Origin of the sequence: Streptococcus sp. NCTC 11567 (genome assembly GCF_902141215.1) — a bacterium.
In the GTDB taxonomy this organism is placed as follows: Bacteria; Bacillota; Bacilli; order Lactobacillales; family Streptococcaceae; genus Streptococcus; species Streptococcus dysgalactiae.
Window position 1 is genome coordinate 1,435,863 of the sequence record NZ_LR595857.1, and the last position, 15,814, is coordinate 1,451,676.

The 15,814-nt window shown below is 41.0% G+C and carries 15 protein-coding genes and 1 CRISPR repeat array; of the genes, 1 reads left to right on the plus strand and 14 read right to left on the minus strand.

Annotation, left to right across the window (positions count from 1 at the left end; genetic code table 11):
* Positions 1-7: 7 nt before the first annotated feature.
* The 5 genes from FQT67_RS07200 to FQT67_RS07220 form a co-directional block, all read right to left on the minus strand.
* Entirely contained in the window at positions 8-1,501 is a 1,494-nt protein-coding gene (locus tag FQT67_RS07200) for a YfcC family protein (RefSeq protein ID WP_046159638.1), read from the minus strand.
* 170 nt (positions 1,502-1,671) lie between these two features.
* Complete coding sequence (gene argF, locus FQT67_RS07205; protein ID WP_014612468.1) at positions 1,672-2,685, minus strand: ornithine carbamoyltransferase; 1,014 nt, start codon at positions 2,683-2,685, stop codon at positions 1,672-1,674.
* Between the two features lie 123 nt (positions 2,686-2,808).
* Positions 2,809-3,243 carry a GNAT family N-acetyltransferase gene (locus tag FQT67_RS07210; protein ID WP_003057404.1) on the minus strand — a complete coding sequence of 145 codons (435 nt, stop codon included), beginning with the start codon at positions 3,241-3,243 and terminating at the stop codon, positions 2,809-2,811.
* Between the two features lie 6 nt (positions 3,244-3,249).
* Positions 3,250-4,485: an arginine deiminase gene (gene arcA / locus FQT67_RS07215; RefSeq protein WP_046177335.1), complete on the minus strand. Its 1,236-nt coding sequence runs from the start codon at positions 4,483-4,485 to the stop codon at positions 3,250-3,252.
* A gap of 275 nt (positions 4,486-4,760) precedes the next feature.
* Positions 4,761-5,441 carry a Crp/Fnr family transcriptional regulator gene (locus FQT67_RS07220; RefSeq protein ID WP_003061466.1) on the minus strand — a complete coding sequence of 227 codons (681 nt, stop codon included), beginning with the start codon at positions 5,439-5,441 and terminating at the stop codon, positions 4,761-4,763.
* Between the two features lie 141 nt (positions 5,442-5,582).
* On the opposite strand from FQT67_RS07220, the gene FQT67_RS07225 reads away from it, so the two are divergent.
* Positions 5,583-6,056 (plus strand): arginine repressor, encoded by a 474-nt coding sequence (locus tag FQT67_RS07225; protein ID WP_003057398.1) that lies wholly within the window; start codon positions 5,583-5,585, stop codon positions 6,054-6,056.
* Positions 6,057-6,233: 177 nt separating this feature from the next.
* Here the strand turns inward: FQT67_RS07225 and FQT67_RS07230 are convergent, their stop codons facing one another.
* The 9 genes from FQT67_RS07230 to FQT67_RS07270 form a co-directional block, all read right to left on the minus strand.
* Positions 6,234-6,950, minus strand: a complete 717-nt coding sequence (locus tag FQT67_RS07230) for a B3/4 domain-containing protein (RefSeq protein WP_003057390.1) — start codon at positions 6,948-6,950, stop codon at positions 6,234-6,236.
* A gap of 13 nt (positions 6,951-6,963) precedes the next feature.
* A complete protein-coding gene (locus FQT67_RS07235; protein ID WP_046177336.1) occupies positions 6,964-8,043 on the minus strand; it encodes an MmcQ/YjbR family DNA-binding protein in 1,080 nt (359 codons plus the stop codon).
* A 72-nt stretch (positions 8,044-8,115) separates the two neighbouring features.
* Entirely contained in the window at positions 8,116-9,849 is a 1,734-nt protein-coding gene (locus tag FQT67_RS07240) for a sensor histidine kinase (RefSeq protein ID WP_046177337.1), read from the minus strand.
* Entirely contained in the window at positions 9,846-10,586 is a 741-nt protein-coding gene (locus FQT67_RS07245; protein WP_011184771.1) for a response regulator, read from the minus strand. The genes FQT67_RS07240 and FQT67_RS07245 overlap by 4 nt, the downstream gene beginning before the upstream one ends.
* Positions 10,587-10,673: 87 nt before the next feature.
* On the minus strand, positions 10,674-11,780 hold the full coding sequence (msrB, locus tag FQT67_RS07250) for a peptide-methionine (R)-S-oxide reductase MsrB (protein WP_003055983.1): 1,107 nt from the start codon (positions 11,778-11,780) through the stop codon (positions 10,674-10,676).
* A 42-nt stretch (positions 11,781-11,822) separates the two neighbouring features.
* The gene (locus FQT67_RS07255; RefSeq protein ID WP_046177338.1) at positions 11,823-12,446 is read right to left on the minus strand and encodes a TlpA disulfide reductase family protein; all 624 of its coding nucleotides are present in this window, start codon (positions 12,444-12,446) and stop codon (positions 11,823-11,825) included.
* 12 nt (positions 12,447-12,458) lie between these two features.
* Positions 12,459-13,169 (minus strand): thiol-disulfide oxidoreductase-associated membrane protein CcdA2, encoded by a 711-nt coding sequence (gene ccdA2 / locus FQT67_RS07260; RefSeq protein WP_012767317.1) that lies wholly within the window; start codon positions 13,167-13,169, stop codon positions 12,459-12,461.
* 219 nt (positions 13,170-13,388) lie between these two features.
* Positions 13,389-14,321 carry a magnesium transporter CorA family protein gene (locus FQT67_RS07265; RefSeq protein WP_012767318.1) on the minus strand — a complete coding sequence of 311 codons (933 nt, stop codon included), beginning with the start codon at positions 14,319-14,321 and terminating at the stop codon, positions 13,389-13,391.
* Positions 14,322-14,412: 91 nt separating this feature from the next.
* Complete coding sequence (locus FQT67_RS07270; protein ID WP_041789084.1) at positions 14,413-15,372, minus strand: Gfo/Idh/MocA family oxidoreductase; 960 nt, start codon at positions 15,370-15,372, stop codon at positions 14,413-14,415.
* A gap of 125 nt (positions 15,373-15,497) precedes the next feature.
* A CRISPR array of direct repeats spans positions 15,498-15,726; the repeat unit is 32 nt; unit sequence ATTTCAATCCACTCACCCGCGAAGGGTGAGAC.
* Positions 15,727-15,814 lie beyond the last annotated feature (88 nt).

Here is a 15,814-nt window from a genome sequence, read left to right on the forward strand (position 1 = left end):
CTATCTGTTAAAAGAATGTTGCAACTACAAGTAATAGCACGCTTACAAGCATCACCATTACAATAAATTTACCAATGAATTTCCACCAAGTACCAAGGTCAACGCGACCAAGCGCAAGAGCTCCCATAACGATCGCTGAAGTTGGAGAAATCATGTTCAAAATACCAGAAGCTGATTGGAAGGCTGTAATAACAAGGTGGGCGGGAACATTTGAGAACTGTCCAAGCGGTGCCATAATACCCATTGTTGCCCCAGCAAGCCCTGATGTTGATGGAATCAAGAAGGACATTGGGAGATAGAAAATATAGGCAAGAATAATAAAGACTTGAGAAGACAATCCTGAGAGTCCAGTTTCACCCCAGTGAAGAATAGTGGCTGTAATCATACCGCCGTTCATGATAACTTGAATACCACGCGCAATTGCACAGATTATGGCTACGCCCAAGAATTCACCTGCACCAGTCAAGAAGGAACTAAGGAAATCATCTTCACTCATACGATAAACGATAGCAACCAATACCCCCATCATGATAAAGAGCATAGTAATTTCTGGAAAGTACCATGTACCAAATGCTCCCATGGTTTTCCCAATAGCGCCACCTAAAATAGGCATAGTGGTTAACCAAGTATTAATATTAGTAAATAGCTTGATGCCAAAATCTTCCCACGGAATCAAACTAAGAATCATAATGACAAAAGTCAAGGTAAAAATGGTCAAAACGTTTCGTTGGCGTTTGCTTAACTCTTCACCAGAATTTTGCAATTGGAAAAATTCCTTATGCTCTTCTGCCTTGTCTGCAACCAACGATTTGCTTGGATCTTTTTCAATCTTACTAGCGTAATTGTAAACGAACCATATGGACATGCCGACAAGGATAAACCATTGGATAATCCGCCAAATCATCCCGTCTGCAATGCTAACACCAGCAGCATCTGCTGCTACACCTGTGGCGAATGGGTTAATTGTTGAAGCCAAACACCCAATTTGAGAACCAATCAGAATAATAGCCACAGCAACAATACTGTCAAAGCCAACGGCAATCATTACTGGAATCAAAAGTGGGTAGAAAGCCATGGTTTCTTCACCCATACCATAGGTAGAACCACCTAAGGCAAACAAAGGAATCAAAATGGCAATCAGCATTTTTTCTCTGCCTTTGTTTTTACGAACAACAGATGCGATTCCTGTATCAAGGGCACCTGTTTTATTGACAACTCCTAAAAAGCCACCAACCATTAAGATAAAGAAAGACACTTGAATAGCTCCATCAGTACCTTCAACACCCAACATGCCTCGGACAGGCGCCATCAAGATGTCAAAGAAACCTTGAGGATTGGATGCCACAGTTTTGTAAGTGCCTGAAATAACGCCACCGTCTTTGGCAGTTTCATAGGCACCAGCTGGAATAAACCAGGTTAATACTGCCATAATAGCAATAATGATAAAAAGAACGGTGTAAGAAGAAGGGATTCTAAAACCCCGTTTTTTTTCTTCTGTCATAATGATTACCTCTTACCTTTTCATAAAAATAAGCCGTCCCAGTTCCGGTCAAGGACACGAGAACCAGAACGACTTGTCATGTAGTTAAAGTACGTTTTTTAAGTAGTTAAATTGTTAAATTAAAGGGGTCACATTGATATGTGAAATGAGTTAAGGAGTACCAGTCCTTATTACACTTTTGGAATAAAGAGGTTACCAAGGGTTGCTGCCATAACCGCTTTAATAGTGTGCATACGGTTTTCAGCTTGGTCAAAATGACGAGCGTATTTGCTACGGAAGACTTCGTCAGTGACTTCCATTTCTTTCACGCCGAATTTTTCAGCAACATCTTTACCATAAACGGTGTTGGTGTCATGGAAAGCTGGCAAGCAGTGCAAGAAGATAAGCTTGTCATTTCCTGCTTTTTTAACAAGGTCCATGTTGACTTGATATGGTTGAAGCAATTCAACACGTTCTTTGAATTTGTCTTCTTCACCCATTGATACCCAAACATCTGTGTAAAGCACGTCTGCGCCTTTAACAGCTTCGTCAGCATCTTCCGTGATGAGGATTCGAGCGCCGCTTTCTTTAGCATAGCCTTCAGCCAATGTCACGATGTCATCTTCTGGGAAGAGTTCTTTTGGTGAGAAGATATGAACGTTAACACCAAGGATAGCACCAGTCACAAGAAGGGAATTGGCAACGTTATTACGTCCATCACCACAGTAAACAAGGGTAAGGCCTTCAAGTTTGCCAAAGTTTTCTTTCACTGTTAAATAGTCAGCAAGCATTTGGGTTGGGTGCCATTCATCAGTCAAACCATTCCAAACTGGCACACCTGAGAATTCTGCCAATTCTTCAACCATGCGTTGGCTAAAGCCACGGAATTCAATCCCATCAAACATACGACCCAATACTTTGGCAGTGTCTTCAGTTGATTCTTTTTTACCAAGTTGGATGTCATTGGCACCAAGGTATTCTGGGTGAGCACCTAGGTCAATGGCTGCTGTTGTAAAAGCTGCACGCGTACGAGTTGATGTTTTTTCAAACAAGAGGGCAATGTTTTTACCTTCTAAGTAGTGATGAGGCACACCACGTTTTTTCAAATCTTTCAAATGAGCTGAAAAATCAATAAGGTATTCTAATTCAGCGCGTGTAAAATCTTTTTCTGCTAGGAAGCTACGTCCTTGAAATACTTGTGTCATCTATTGTCTCCTTCGAGTATTAACTTAATCTTTGGGTTCATTATTTTTTGTGAGATAGAGATAGCAGCCTAATAGACCACCAACAATCGCAACTAGCATTGCTATGTCCATATTCTTCTCCCATTAAGCAATGGTTTTAACAAGGGATTGACAATACTCACCATCTTCTAAATACTTGGGACCATAGGCCTGATAACCTAGGCTTTCATAAAAGGTTTGTGCTGTCAATTCGCTGTGAATGGTTAGTTGGCGAAAGCCTTCCTGTCTGGCATAAGTTTCGAGCGCTTCAATGACTTTAGCACCATAACCCTGCCCTCGATAGTCTGCTAAGGTTGCAATTCGTGTTAATCGTGCTTCTGTTTTCGTTTCAGCTAAAAATCGTCCTGTTGAAACGGGCTGGTCATCATCATAAACAACTGCATAAACCGTTCTTGTTTCGTCATTGGCATCAAATTCATCTGCCATGGCAATGTTTCGTTCAAGGACAAAGACACAGAAGCGAAGATACAGACTAGCTGCCCTTTGAAAAGGCTCCTGACCTACAATCACCTTTACCATAACTTACTAAATATCTTCACGTTCAAATGGCATTGACATACAACGAGGTCCACCACGACCGCGAACCAATTCACTTCCGTGAATCTTGATCAACTTCAAGCCTTTAGATTCAAGAATGGCATTGGTAATGGTGTTACGGTTATAAACCACAACCACACCTGGTGCGATAGTAAGGGTGTTAGAACCATCGTTCCATTGTTCACGACCTGCTGCTACTAAATTGTCACCACCACAACGGATAAGGTCAACTTTTTCAACACCAAGGTTAGCAGCAAGAAGTTCTGCTAAATCACCTTTTTCTTCAACGATATGAAGTTCTTCATTGTCGTAAGTGACAGAGTAAACACGAAGGTCGCCTTCAATTTCTGGGTGAATGGTAAATTTGTCATAGTCAACCATGGTAAAGACAGTATCTAAGTGCATGAATTTACGGTTATTTGCAAATTCAAAGGCCAATACTTTCTTGAAGCCAAGGTTTTGTTTAAAGATGTTAACCAACAATTTTTCAATAGAAGCAGCATCTGTACGTTGAGAAATACCAACCGCAAGCACATCTTTTGAAAGAACAAGTTCGTCCCCACCTTCAATGCGAGTGGTTTCATTACGGTCATAAACCATAGGCACTTTGCCACCACCATAGATTGGGTGATGAGTGAAAATGTATTTACCATAAAGGGTTTCACGGTTACGCGTTTCTGAGAACATATGGTTGAGAGAAACACCTGTACCGATAGTTGCAAATGGGTCCCGTGTGAAATAAAGGTTTGGCATTGGGTCGATCGCAAATGGGTAATTGGATTCAACCAAGTCAGTCAAGCCTTTTTCAGATGCTGGGATCTCTGGAAGTTCAGATTTTTGAACCCCTGCCATGGTTTTTTCAATCAATTCTTGATTGTCTTCGATAGACATCAACAATTCACGAATAGCTTTTTTAGTAGCTCTTCCACGAATGTTAGCTTCGCTTAGGTATTCATCGATGAAAGCTTCGCGAATTTCTGGAGTGACAAGAGATTCTGCAGCTAAGGTTTCAAGGTACAAGACTTCAATACCTTCGTCACGTAAAGCTTGGGCAAAAGCATCATGTTCTTTTTGGGCATCCTCTAAGAATGGAATGTCATCAAACAACAAGCGTTCCAAGTAGTCTGGCATAAGATTTTCAATTTCCTTACCAGGTCTGTGGAGCAACACTTTTTTTAATTTTCCAATTTCAGAATAAACATGAATTGGTGTTTGAGCAGTCATAAGAATTACCTCTTTCTAAATGGTTTTTTGTGAATTCACCGTCAAGATTCTTAACTCTTGCTTACATCCTTAGTGTACTCTATACCTGAGATAAAAATAGGATATTTCTCACGTTCACTTTGTGTAATCGCTTACACTTTTTTACTCAAAAATCTATCTTTATAAATTTGTATTCGTTTACTTGTATGTTTTTTACGTTTTAGTGTAAAAATTTATAGTTATAAATTAAAAAAAGTCAGAAAAAACTTTAAAAAAGTGTTTTTCTGACGATTTGGTCATTTTGTATATTGTAAAAAGTAAGCTTTGTCTAAATAGGTCAAGTATTTCCCTTTAATGGTGATTAATTTGTCTTTTTTTAAATCTCTCAACACATGGCTGACTGTTTCTCTTGTGGTCCCACTCATCTGGGCAATGTCTGTTGTGGTCAACTGAAATGGTAAGGTATCACTATCTTTGCCCATTTCTACCAGCAAAATAGCCAAAGATTGAATCACACGAGAACTGGCGCTTGATGTAATCAAGTTTCGTACCCTCAACTCGTGTAACTCGAGCAGCTTAGACATCTTACTATAAAGATGTTTCATTTGTTGGCGATTTTGAAGCGAGTAGTCTTCAAATAAGTCCGTAGGCAGGTAAAAATAGGTCACATCTGTCATGGCTACCACTGAAAAATGGTAATAATCATCTGTAAAGAGGCCACCGTAAGGAAAAATGGTGCCGTGTCTGATGAAATCCGTATACATGAAAGTTCCTGATTGATCGGACTGCTCCACCTTGAAATAACCAGAGGTCACTAGAAAAAGCTTGTCTCTCTTATCGCCTTCAAAAAAAAGGATATGGTCCTTTTTAGCTTTTCGGAATTCCATTTGACCCACAATTTTGTCAAATTGTTCAATAGAAAAGTGACGAAAATCATTTAATTTTCTAAGGTATTGATAATCTTCTCTTCGAATCACATAAGCCTCCTTTTCTAAACGTCACTTTCATTTTATCATAAAAACCCATATTTTGTAAGCGGTTCATCAAAAACTTTACACCTTCTCCTCTTTTTGCTATACTCGGATTGTTATCAATTACGTTAAAGGAAAATTATAACAATGAATAAGAAAGAGACACGTCATCAACTCATACGTTCCCTCATCTCCGAAACAACCATACATACTCAGCAGGAATTGCAGGAGCGATTGCGTAAAAATGGCATTACCATTACACAGGCAACCCTATCTCGTGACATGAAGGAATTGAATCTGGTTAAAGTGACTTCTGGTAACGATACACACTATGAAGCGCTAGCCATTTCACAAACCCGCTGGGAACATCGGCTTCGTTTTTACATGGAAGATGCCTTGGTCATGTTAAAGGTGGTTCAACATCAAATTATTTTAAAAACGTTACCTGGACTAGCCCAATCCTTTGGCTCCATTTTAGATGCCATGCAAATTCCAGAAATTGTAGCAACAGTTTGCGGGGATGATACTTGCTTGATTGTCTGTGAAGACAATGAGCAAGCTAAGGCCTGTTACGAGACCCTTAGTCATTACACACCACCTTTCTTCTTTAGTAACAAATAAAACTTCACAGAAAACCTTTATGTGATATACAATCTAGTCATCACCTTAGTTCTCACCTTTTACTAGGGCAGCAGCAAGATCTCATCAAAAAGCGAGTAAACGAAAACCTAAATGACAGGACATTCGTTTACTCGCTTTTTTGTTAACCTTCTATTTTACAAAACTCATCATACTAATCTAGTTTTCTGTAAAAAGTGGCACGTGTGGATTGTCTTTATCCAACATATGCAAAGAAGTGATTGCATGAAGGTACATTTTTGCGCTGCCTTCAATGAATTTCAGAGCTTCTTGCAATCTATTTTGACCTTCTTGATCAAGAGCTTCGATAATCAGAAATGCATTTTTGGTGTGTTCTGTCACCATGGTGCGTTCGCCATCTCGCCAGTTAAGGCAACGACAAACCGCTCCAATATCATCTTTATAACACAGCTCATTTGGCAAGGTTGGGTTGTTATCAGCATCCCCAATCAAGTAAAAGTCGTCACCACCATCTGTTATCGTCAGACGCAAATCTCCGATAAAACTGTCACTATCTTCGGCTCCAACAGGTAAACCAAAACGTAGACTAGCCGCATTATAAATATCCACTAGCGGATTGATCGACGGAATGCTTTGACCATTTGACACCCGCTTGAGAAGGGCTTCAATGCTAGAGCGAGCTCCTTTTTTGGTTTTAAAGTGTTGATAGGCCTTGCGGTAGACTTGAACCACCTGATTATCACTAAAATTGTCTGCTGTTAAATAAGCTTTTGCTAACTCATGGCTATCTGCTAAGAGCTGTTTGACATCTTCTGGTGACTCTGCTTGATTCTGAACATCCTTTAATAAGACGACACCTAGTTTGGCATCTGGAAAAAGTTCCCAAAAACTTTGATCTGCTACAAATTCAACCATCTCTTATTCTCCTTTAGTTGTTCTCTTTAAAATACTCTTTTTCCTTTAAAAATGCAATTAATTGAGGGCTTAATCGTCTTGGCCCTCTCACTGCAGCTACGCCATGTTCTTTCATAAGGTCAAGAGACAAGAGACCATCCTTGTACTGTTGGCATTTTCGGAGACGCATGAGTTTGTCAATGTTAGGATTTTTACGATAACCCTCGTTAGGTATATCAGTTTCTAGAACTTGGCAGGCATAGCGAATGGATTTGACTGGGGCTGTTATATAAATCAGCACGTAGTCTCCCACGGCAATACCAGCTTTTTGGGTCCATAAAATCACATCATTGGCTGCAAATTCTGCATCAATATCATAGTATTTCAAATTAGCTGGAATGACCCAATAATCAGGACTATTAGGATTAGAAAGACCGTTGGGGTTGACTAGTTGACGACTTTGCGTAGCTAACCCCCAAAGCTGATCATCTGTTACTTTATCATCCAAGACAACACTAACCCAATTGTTTTTTGACATATGGTAGGCAGGGTAAATGCCCTCTTGCTGCAGTAACTGAGGTAAATCCTTGGGATTAACTTTGACAGTCATCACTTCACATGTCTGTCCTACTAATCTCTCTGGTATCTGGTCTAATTTATCAGCCAAGAGAGAAAAAATCATAGCATACCATTTGCCCCCTACCCGGTAGGTTGCAAGGTCTGGGTGCTTCTCAAAAGGATAGTCCATTGGGTCAGACCATTCTTTGGTGATATGCTTAGCAAGTCTATTAGCTTGCATTGACTGAAAAGGAGTGACTTCAAAACAGGCTACTGATAAGCGCTCCAAGAGTTCCAAATAGGCTGCTCTAACCTGCCCAGTATAGGTTCCTTGCCAGGCTGCTTGTTGTAAAGGCAAATAATCCTCCTCCAAATCACAATCAATAACCCGATCCCAGATATTGCCAGCCTCATCAATCCTAAGCTGCGCCTCAAATTCTCCTTCCATAAACCGTTCGTTATAGAAATAACCATTATCTCGTTTTTCAAAACCGTAAGCCACTAGCTTTTCAACTATGGGGGTCTGTCGGCTAAAATAGTCAGTTGCTAAACTCATGATATCCTTTCTAAGGTTCTTATCTCCAATACCCTAACTTAGGGAAATGGCTGACATGCACTTCCTTTAACCTTACTCGTTTTCCTGTGTGTCGTCTGCCATTAACTCATGCATTTTAGGAAGGCTTAATTGTATTTCAGTGAAGTGGTCTGACTGGCTATGAATGGTCATGTGGTAGCCTTCACCATAGTGAAGTTTTAACCGCTGGTCAACATTTTTAAGGCCCACACCTCCCCTAGCTAACAAGCTCTGACTATTGGTCAGTGAAGAGTCTTCAATGCCTTTACCATTATCCCAAACAGTCAACATCAGATGCTGAGCTGTATCAGATACCGTAATCTTGATCATGCCTTTGCGATCGACTTCTTTGATGCCATGGTAGATAGCATTTTCTACTAAGGGCTGTAAGATAAGCTTAGGAATAACAAAGTCTGCGTAGACATCTAAGCCTTGAACGTCATAACTTAGCTTGTCTCCATAGCGCTGTTTTTGAATAAAGAGGTATTGGCTAACGTGATCCAGTTCATCTGCCAAACGAATGTATTCGTTCCCCTGATTAAGGGCCAAACGAAAATACTTAGCTAGAGACTTGGTCACTTCTACCACGCGCTTGCTGTCATTAAATTCTGCCATCCAAATAATAGTGTCCAAGGTGTTATAGAGAAAATGCGGGTTAATCTGACTAGCCAAGGCTTGTAACCTGTACTGCCCAATCGCCTTTTCCTTATCCGCAACGGCAACCATCAAGCTATCAATTTGATCTAAGAGCGCATTAAACTGATGGGCAAGGTCTGTCAATTCCGGAGAACCTGTTTCTTGGGCACGTAACTGACGATCTCCTTTTTGAATAGCAAGAATAACTTGCTGCAATTGTTGAATGGGACGAATCCATCTGCGTAAGGCTAAGACAGTTGCAAAGCCACAAATCAGACAGGCTAGAAGCCCTGTTCCAAGAAAGGACCAAAAAATTTGGCGCTGCACCCGGTGCAACTGGTCCAAGGAAGCAACACCAATCAAAGTCCATTGACTGTTGGGAATGACCCTTTGATAAACAAAGGATGATTTATCCTTGGCGTAGCCATTTTTAATAGCCAAATAAGGCTTCATCGCAGCCATCTCCTTAGAAGAACTGTAAACACTCTTTTTGGGATGGTAAACAAATTCATGCTTATCATTCACAATAAAGGCAAAGCCTTGGCGGCCTAGCTGAAGCTGATCTAAAGACGCTTCAATAGTCGGGTATGCAATATCAAGTCTTAGCACGCCTAAATTATGACCAGCAGCATCCACTACCTCTTGGGTCACAGAAACTACCCATTCTTTTTTAGAAGAAAGGGATAATTGCCGAGCTGGGGTTAAGATTGGCATGGATTGACGGTCTATGGCTGCTTTATACCAGGGTTCTGCCATCATATCACTGGAGGTTTTCATAATCAACTGAGGATTGGTAGAAACGGTTCGGCCATCCTTAGTCACCAGAACAGCTGCTTGTAAATCGGAATTGGTCGCAAGAACCATCTTCATGAGCTGAAGAACCTGTTTGTCATTTTCTTGATGAATTTGACTAGCAAAGGCTTGAATTTCCGAATTTTTCGCCAGCACCGAAGTTGTTTCTTTAAGAGGCTTGATGTAAGCGTCAATAAATTGGGAACTTTGCCGAATGCTCTGCCGAGTATCACGTTCAATTAACTGCCTGATATTACGAGAACTGGTCTGGTAATAGAGTAAGCCCAGTGTGGTAATAAGGGCAATTACGATCACAAAGACATACGAAATCAACTGGACCAGTAGGGGATAACGCTTCATGCCTGGCCTCCTTTTTTATACTGACTTGGGGTAACGCCTACTAGTTGCTTAAAGCGCTGAGAAAAATAATTCATGTCCTCAAAGCCCACTTGCTCCGCAATTTCATAGATTTTAAGATTACTGGTTAACAAGAGAAGCTTGGCTTTTTTCAACCGTTCTTGTACCAGATAATCTTGAAAGGGCATCCCTAACTCTTTTTTAATCAAGACGCTAAGGTAATTAGGGCTAAAACCAAGCTGCTGAGCCAAGCTTTTTAGGGTCAAATCAGAATCTGCCAACCGCTCATGGATAGCCATTGCTATTGCTGATACTTCTTTTTGAGGCTGCTCAACCAATTCCTGAATGGTTTCTGTTTTCTTGGAAAGGTCTAATTTTTGCTGGAGCTTTCCTAACATATCTTCCACATCGGCCTTGGAAAAGGGTTTGAGCAAGTAATCATCTGCCCCTAACTTCAAAGCAGATAAGGCATAGTTAAAATCATCGTAGCCCGTCAAAAATACCAGATGAGTTTGGGGGGACTCCTGTTTAATGAGTTCTGCTAGTTGAATCCCATTTAATTTGGGCATATTGATATCCGTCAAAACAATATCATAAGGCTCTTTCTGAAACAAGTCCCAAGCCAACTGGCCATTTTCTGCTTCGTTGACCCGATCAATCTTGAACTGGCTAAAATCAACCAAAGAACGAATACCTTGGCGGATAAGGTATTCGTCTTCTACAATTAACAATGAGTACACACGGTGTCTCCTTATCTTTATAAAGGGCCTTGCATGACCCTCTCATACTAGTCTTTCTTCTATTATATCAGATTTTTAGGCCTAACCCTATTCTACAGATGATAATAAATAACCATAGCCCTTAGCTTCCATATCAGCTTTTGGAATAAAGGTAATAGACAAGCTATTGATGCAGTAACGAAGGCCACCTTGGTCTTTAGGTCCATCAGTAAAGACATGTCCCAGATGAGAATTGCCAGAACGGCTGCGCACCTCTGTTCTCGTCATATTGAAACTCTTATCTTCCTTGTAACGAATAACATCTGGGCTGATGGGGCGGCTAAAACTTGGCCAACCACAACCTGATTCAAATTTGTCTTTTGAAGAGAAAAGCGGTTCTCCTGTCACAACGTCTACGTAAATTCCTGCATCAAAAGAATCCCAGTAGCGATTAGAAAAGGCTTTTTCAGTTTCGTTTTTTTGCGTCACTCGGTATTCGTCTGCAGATAGTTTTGCTTTGATCTCAGTGGCACTTGGTTTTGGGTACTTGCTTTCATCAATCACAGGATAAGTCGCTTGGTTGATGTCAATATGGCAGTAGCCATTTGGATTTTTCTTGAGGTAATCTTGGTGGTAGTCTTCTGCCTTAATAAAGTGTTTCAATGGTGCTTTTTCAACCACTATTTTTTTCTTGTAATCCTTAGCTTTTTCTTTGAAGACCTCATCAATAATAGCTAAATCTGCTTTGTCAGTATAGTAAATCCCAGTTCGGTATTGACTACCGCGATCATTTCCTTGCTTATTAAGACTGGTTGGGTCAATAATTCGGAAAAAATGCAGTAATAATTCTTTCAAGCTAATACGGTTCGCATCATAGGTCACTTCAACGGTTTCTGCATGACCAGTCTGATGAATTAACTGGTAGTTGGTGGTATCGCCTCTACCATTGGCATATCCTGACACCGCATCTAGAACGCCATTCACTTGTGAAAAATATTCTTCAACGCCCCAGAAACAGCCACCAGCTAGGTAAATCACTTTTTGATCAACAGGGACATTGGGATCTACTTTAGTGGATTTGACTTTTTTAGCTGGTAGTTGAGGCTTGCCTTGACTAAAAGCCTTGGCTTGACCTTTCTGAATGAGAACAGAAGCTCCGCCTATTAACAAGACCACTCCAACGATAAATAGCCATAATTTCCATTTGTGTTCCATAAACTCAACTCCTTTTTTCTAATGCCTATCAGCTGGTCCTTCCTAATGTATACCTTTAAGGGTCTTTTTGATGTCTGATTTTTTGGCATAACCAATGTGTTTTTTAGCAAGAACACCATCACTTCCAATGAAAACTTCTGTTGGGTAAGATCTGACGCCGTAAGCTTCCAATAGCTTGCCATCCGGATCTAACAAGACTGGTAAGCCCTTATAGTCTGTTCCTTGGAACCATTTTCTAAAGTCTGCTTCTGATTTTTCCCCTTGATGACCTGGCGAGACAACTGTTAGGACCACATAGTCTTTATCTGACATTTTAGCCAGGTCTTCGGTATCTGCCAAGGTTGACAGACAGATTGAACACCAAGAGGCCCAAAATTTCAGATAGACTTTTTTACCTTTTAAGTCTGATAGGCGATAGGTCTTACCGTCTACACTTTTAAGCTCAAAGTCAGGTGCCATAGGGCCTTCGTTGGTCATCTTCTTATCTGATGACTTATCTGTCGTCATGGACTTGTCCTTTGATGTTGACATCTTATCGTTTGTCTTTGTTGCCATGCTCATCTTGTCCTGAGTCATTTCCTTTTTAGCCATATTGTCTTGGGCTGAGCAAGCAGTCAACAAACCGAGACAAGCCAAAGCAGTTGTTACTAATAGTCCTTTTTTCATTGTGTTTCTCCTTTATCCAAAAAGTTGTGCTAAGTTATTTAAGGTTCCTGTCATGAGCAGAATCCCCATAATAATAATCAGAACGCCTCCCACTTTTTTCAGTAAAAACATATGGGGTTTGAGTTTATTAAAATGTTTCAGAACAAAACCAGATGCAAAAGATAAGAGCAAGAAGGGAATGCCTAATCCTAGCGTATAGACAATCATGAGCAGACCACCTTGCCAAGCGCCATTGCCACCGGAAGCAACCAAGGCGAGAACAGAGCTCAAAACAGGTCCTACACAAGGCGTCCAACCAAAGCTAAAGGTTAAACCAAGGATAAATGCATTGAACAAACCGTTGCGATTCTTGTTATTATGGAAAGTCAGTGATTTTTGAAATTGTAAGCTCTTAATGGTAATGAGGCCCATCTGATGAATCCCCAGAATGATGACCAAGGCTCCCAGGAAGTACCGAAACCATACCGCATAAAGGATATTTCCTAAAAAACCAGCCCCATAACCTAAAATCACAAAGATAGTGGATAACCCAAAAATGAAGGCTATGGTCTTGACAATGCCATACCAATAGAGTTTTTTACCAAATATAGTCATTGTCCTTGAATCATCTGCATCCAGTAAAATGCCTAAATAGACAGGAAGGACCGGGAAGATACACGGAGAGAAAAATGATAACAAGCCTGCCGCAAAAACGGAAGCGATTAAGACGATTGATAAGGTCATAAGCAACTCCTCTCTAAGGTTATCCTTATTGTATCTAAAGCAAGACAGACACACCATAGACTGGGGTATGCAAAAACTTGAATTTGATACGCTATCAGATAAATGATTGACTAAAGGGACGTAAAAACCCGACCTCTCTTTTAATGAGGTCGGGTTCATGACGAAAATCATTTTCCATGCTATGTCAAACGTTACAGTAAATAAGGCTAACAAGAAAAGTTAAATACGCTTAGACGCATTGCGATTTCTCTTATGCACATACCAGTACATGACAACCATAATCAACAAGGCTACAAGGCTGGTTGTTAGTACAATCCAGAACCACACACTATCAACTTTGGCAAAAGGCAACTTCACATTCATGCCATAAAAACTAGTAACCATGGCAATAATTGAAATCCCTATTGAAAAAATCGTCAAACTGGTCACATTATTGTTCAAATTGTTGCTGAGGACGTTGTTATAAGAAGACGAAATCTCCTTGAGTACACGAGTGTTTAAATCACACATATTAGACAACTGCCTAGCCTCAATAATGGCATCGCGGAGCTGCTCTGCCTCATCTTCTTCGAGGTCCTGCTGGCCAGGCATGTTTTTTAATTCTGCTAGCATTTGTTCATTTTGCTTAGAACCCATGAGGATGTAAACAGTGCCACTTTGCAAGTTAGCCAAACTTTCCAGATTCGTCTTATTGGCTTTTTGACGCAAGGCTTCAATCAACTTGTCTCGCTGCTGCGCTATTTCATCCATCAGGGGCACGTACTGTTTAGTAAAAGCCGTTAACAGCTGAAACACCAGGTGACGCGGCGAGCGACTCTCATCCAAGTCAGGGAAAACTTCTTCGATTAGCGTCAAACTATGATCATGCCCCAAAATATAGAGAGACTGATCATTCAAAAAGAGAGTAATCGGAATCACACGGGGAATATGGTTGGGATGATAAGCTTCTTCTTGACGATCCAAAATCTGAAAAACAATAGTCAGTTTTTCCTTGTTTTCCTCCATAAATGAGGTTTCATTTTTATCTTTAGCGTAATCAAAGACCTCAGCGTCAATGAGACCTTCTGAGACCAGTGCTTCTTGATCGTGCTCTGTAAGCTGATCAAGATTGATTAACGTGATTGCCGAACTGGCTTTAGGAAGTGTTGGCATAGCAAATCTCCTTTGGATATCTTACGCCTATTATGGATTAAAGGGATGGAATACACAAGTCAAAGGCTTGAGAATTGCCTTCACTGAATCGTTATTTCCCCCAAGAACGGTAAAGTTTCTCAATCAAGCCAACGCCCGACAGGGTTAGGGATTTGGTCATCACAGGACTCGTCAATTGACCTTCTAAAATCATCTGACTGACATGATGAGCTTCTGCCTCAAAATCACTAAACATGGTCGCCTCAATGACAGAACGACTCCCATCAGGTCTGACCAAAGTGGCATGCGTGGTTTTCCAAAAATGAGGAATTTCCAAACGCCCCTTAGTCCCATAAATCACTAGTTCATGGGGTAAGCTGAGATGAGTGGTCAGAAAAATATCCACTAAAACCCCGTTTGATAAAGCCAAAACCAGCTTAGACTGGCTATCACTTTGTCCTTTAGGAAAATGGGCTACACCACTAGCCGACACAATATCAGCATCAAAGAGATAAGGCAAATAAGAAAGAGCGTAAGGCGCCATAAAATGCACAGTTCCCCCACCTTTTTCCAAATCTCTAAACCAGGTCACATGATCAATATTGGGGTAGGCCGTTGTTGACGAAACCGATACAATATCACCCAATTCCCCAGCAGCAATGAGGCCTTTTAAACGCTGTGTCATAGGAATAAAGACAGCCTTCTGAGCCTCCATCAAAAACAAGCCGTGCTCTTGCGCTAAAGCAAAAAGTTCTTCAGCCTGAGCAGCTGTCAAGGTAAACGGTTTTTCCACCAGAACATGCTTGCCTGCCAGCAAAGCCTTCTTAGCCGCAGGAAAATGGTCCTGATTGATACTTGCTACATAAATGGCATCAATCGACGCATCCAACAACATGTCATCAAGACTACCATAAGCCTTAGGCAACTGATGCGCTGCCGCAAAAGCCTTTGCCTTATCAAGTGACCGACTGGATACCGCCACAACCTCGCCATTGCCAGCCAAACGCATCCCCTCAATAAAACGAGGGGCCACCTGCGCCGTCGACACAATCCCATACCGAACCTTAGCCATTCTAACTCCTTTACCATGCATTTGTTAAGCTTATTATAGCATATGTGAGGGGGAAAGAGAGGGGAGAAAATAAATGGAAATTTATGAGTGAAGAAAAACTCAAAATAGATCCATCAAAAATCTAGGATGCAATCCACTCACCCGCGAAGGGTGAGACATGATGTCTTTACGGTGGTCGACAGTACTAAAGAATTTCAATCCACTCACCCGCGAAGGGTGAGACGCGTACATAAACGAAGCGACATTAGCGAATAAAATTTCAATCCACTCACCCGCGAAGGGTGAGACCGTGTATGTCTGTGTGACCTGCACCAAGGTAGGTATTTCAATCCACTCACCCGCGAAGGGTGAGACAGCGCCAAATGACACAGTTTATAGAGAAACGGATGGAAGACATAGAGGTGTTTTAAGCCTTTTTATCTCCATTTCGCTTCTTTTTTAA

Excerpts from the sequence above, each read along its gene's own strand:
- ccdA2 (WP_012767317.1), bottom strand. The coding sequence starts at position 13,169 with ATGACCTTATCAATCGTCTTAATCGCTTCCGTTTTTGCGGCAGGCTTG.
- FQT67_RS07225 (WP_003057398.1), top strand. The coding sequence starts at position 5,583 with ATGAATAAGAAAGAGACACGTCATCAACTCATACGTTCCCTCATCTCC.
- msrB (WP_003055983.1), bottom strand. The coding sequence starts at position 11,780 with ATGGAACACAAATGGAAATTATGGCTATTTATCGTTGGAGTGGTCTTG.
- FQT67_RS07265 (WP_012767318.1), bottom strand. The coding sequence starts at position 14,321 with ATGCCAACACTTCCTAAAGCCAGTTCGGCAATCACGTTAATCAATCTT.
- argF (WP_014612468.1), bottom strand. The coding sequence starts at position 2,685 with ATGACACAAGTATTTCAAGGACGTAGCTTCCTAGCAGAAAAAGATTTT.
- arcA (WP_046177335.1), bottom strand. The coding sequence starts at position 4,485 with ATGACTGCTCAAACACCAATTCATGTTTATTCTGAAATTGGAAAATTA.
- FQT67_RS07230 (WP_003057390.1), bottom strand. The coding sequence starts at position 6,950 with ATGGTTGAATTTGTAGCAGATCAAAGTTTTTGGGAACTTTTTCCAGAT.
- FQT67_RS07240 (WP_046177337.1), bottom strand. The coding sequence starts at position 9,849 with ATGAAGCGTTATCCCCTACTGGTCCAGTTGATTTCGTATGTCTTTGTG.
- FQT67_RS07200 (WP_046159638.1), bottom strand. The coding sequence starts at position 1,501 with ATGACAGAAGAAAAAAAACGGGGTTTTAGAATCCCTTCTTCTTACACC.
- FQT67_RS07255 (WP_046177338.1), bottom strand. The coding sequence starts at position 12,446 with ATGAAAAAAGGACTATTAGTAACAACTGCTTTGGCTTGTCTCGGTTTG.
- FQT67_RS07235 (WP_046177336.1), bottom strand. The coding sequence starts at position 8,043 with ATGAGTTTAGCAACTGACTATTTTAGCCGACAGACCCCCATAGTTGAA.
- FQT67_RS07210 (WP_003057404.1), bottom strand. The coding sequence starts at position 3,243 with ATGGTAAAGGTGATTGTAGGTCAGGAGCCTTTTCAAAGGGCAGCTAGT.
- FQT67_RS07270 (WP_041789084.1), bottom strand. The coding sequence starts at position 15,372 with ATGGCTAAGGTTCGGTATGGGATTGTGTCGACGGCGCAGGTGGCCCCT.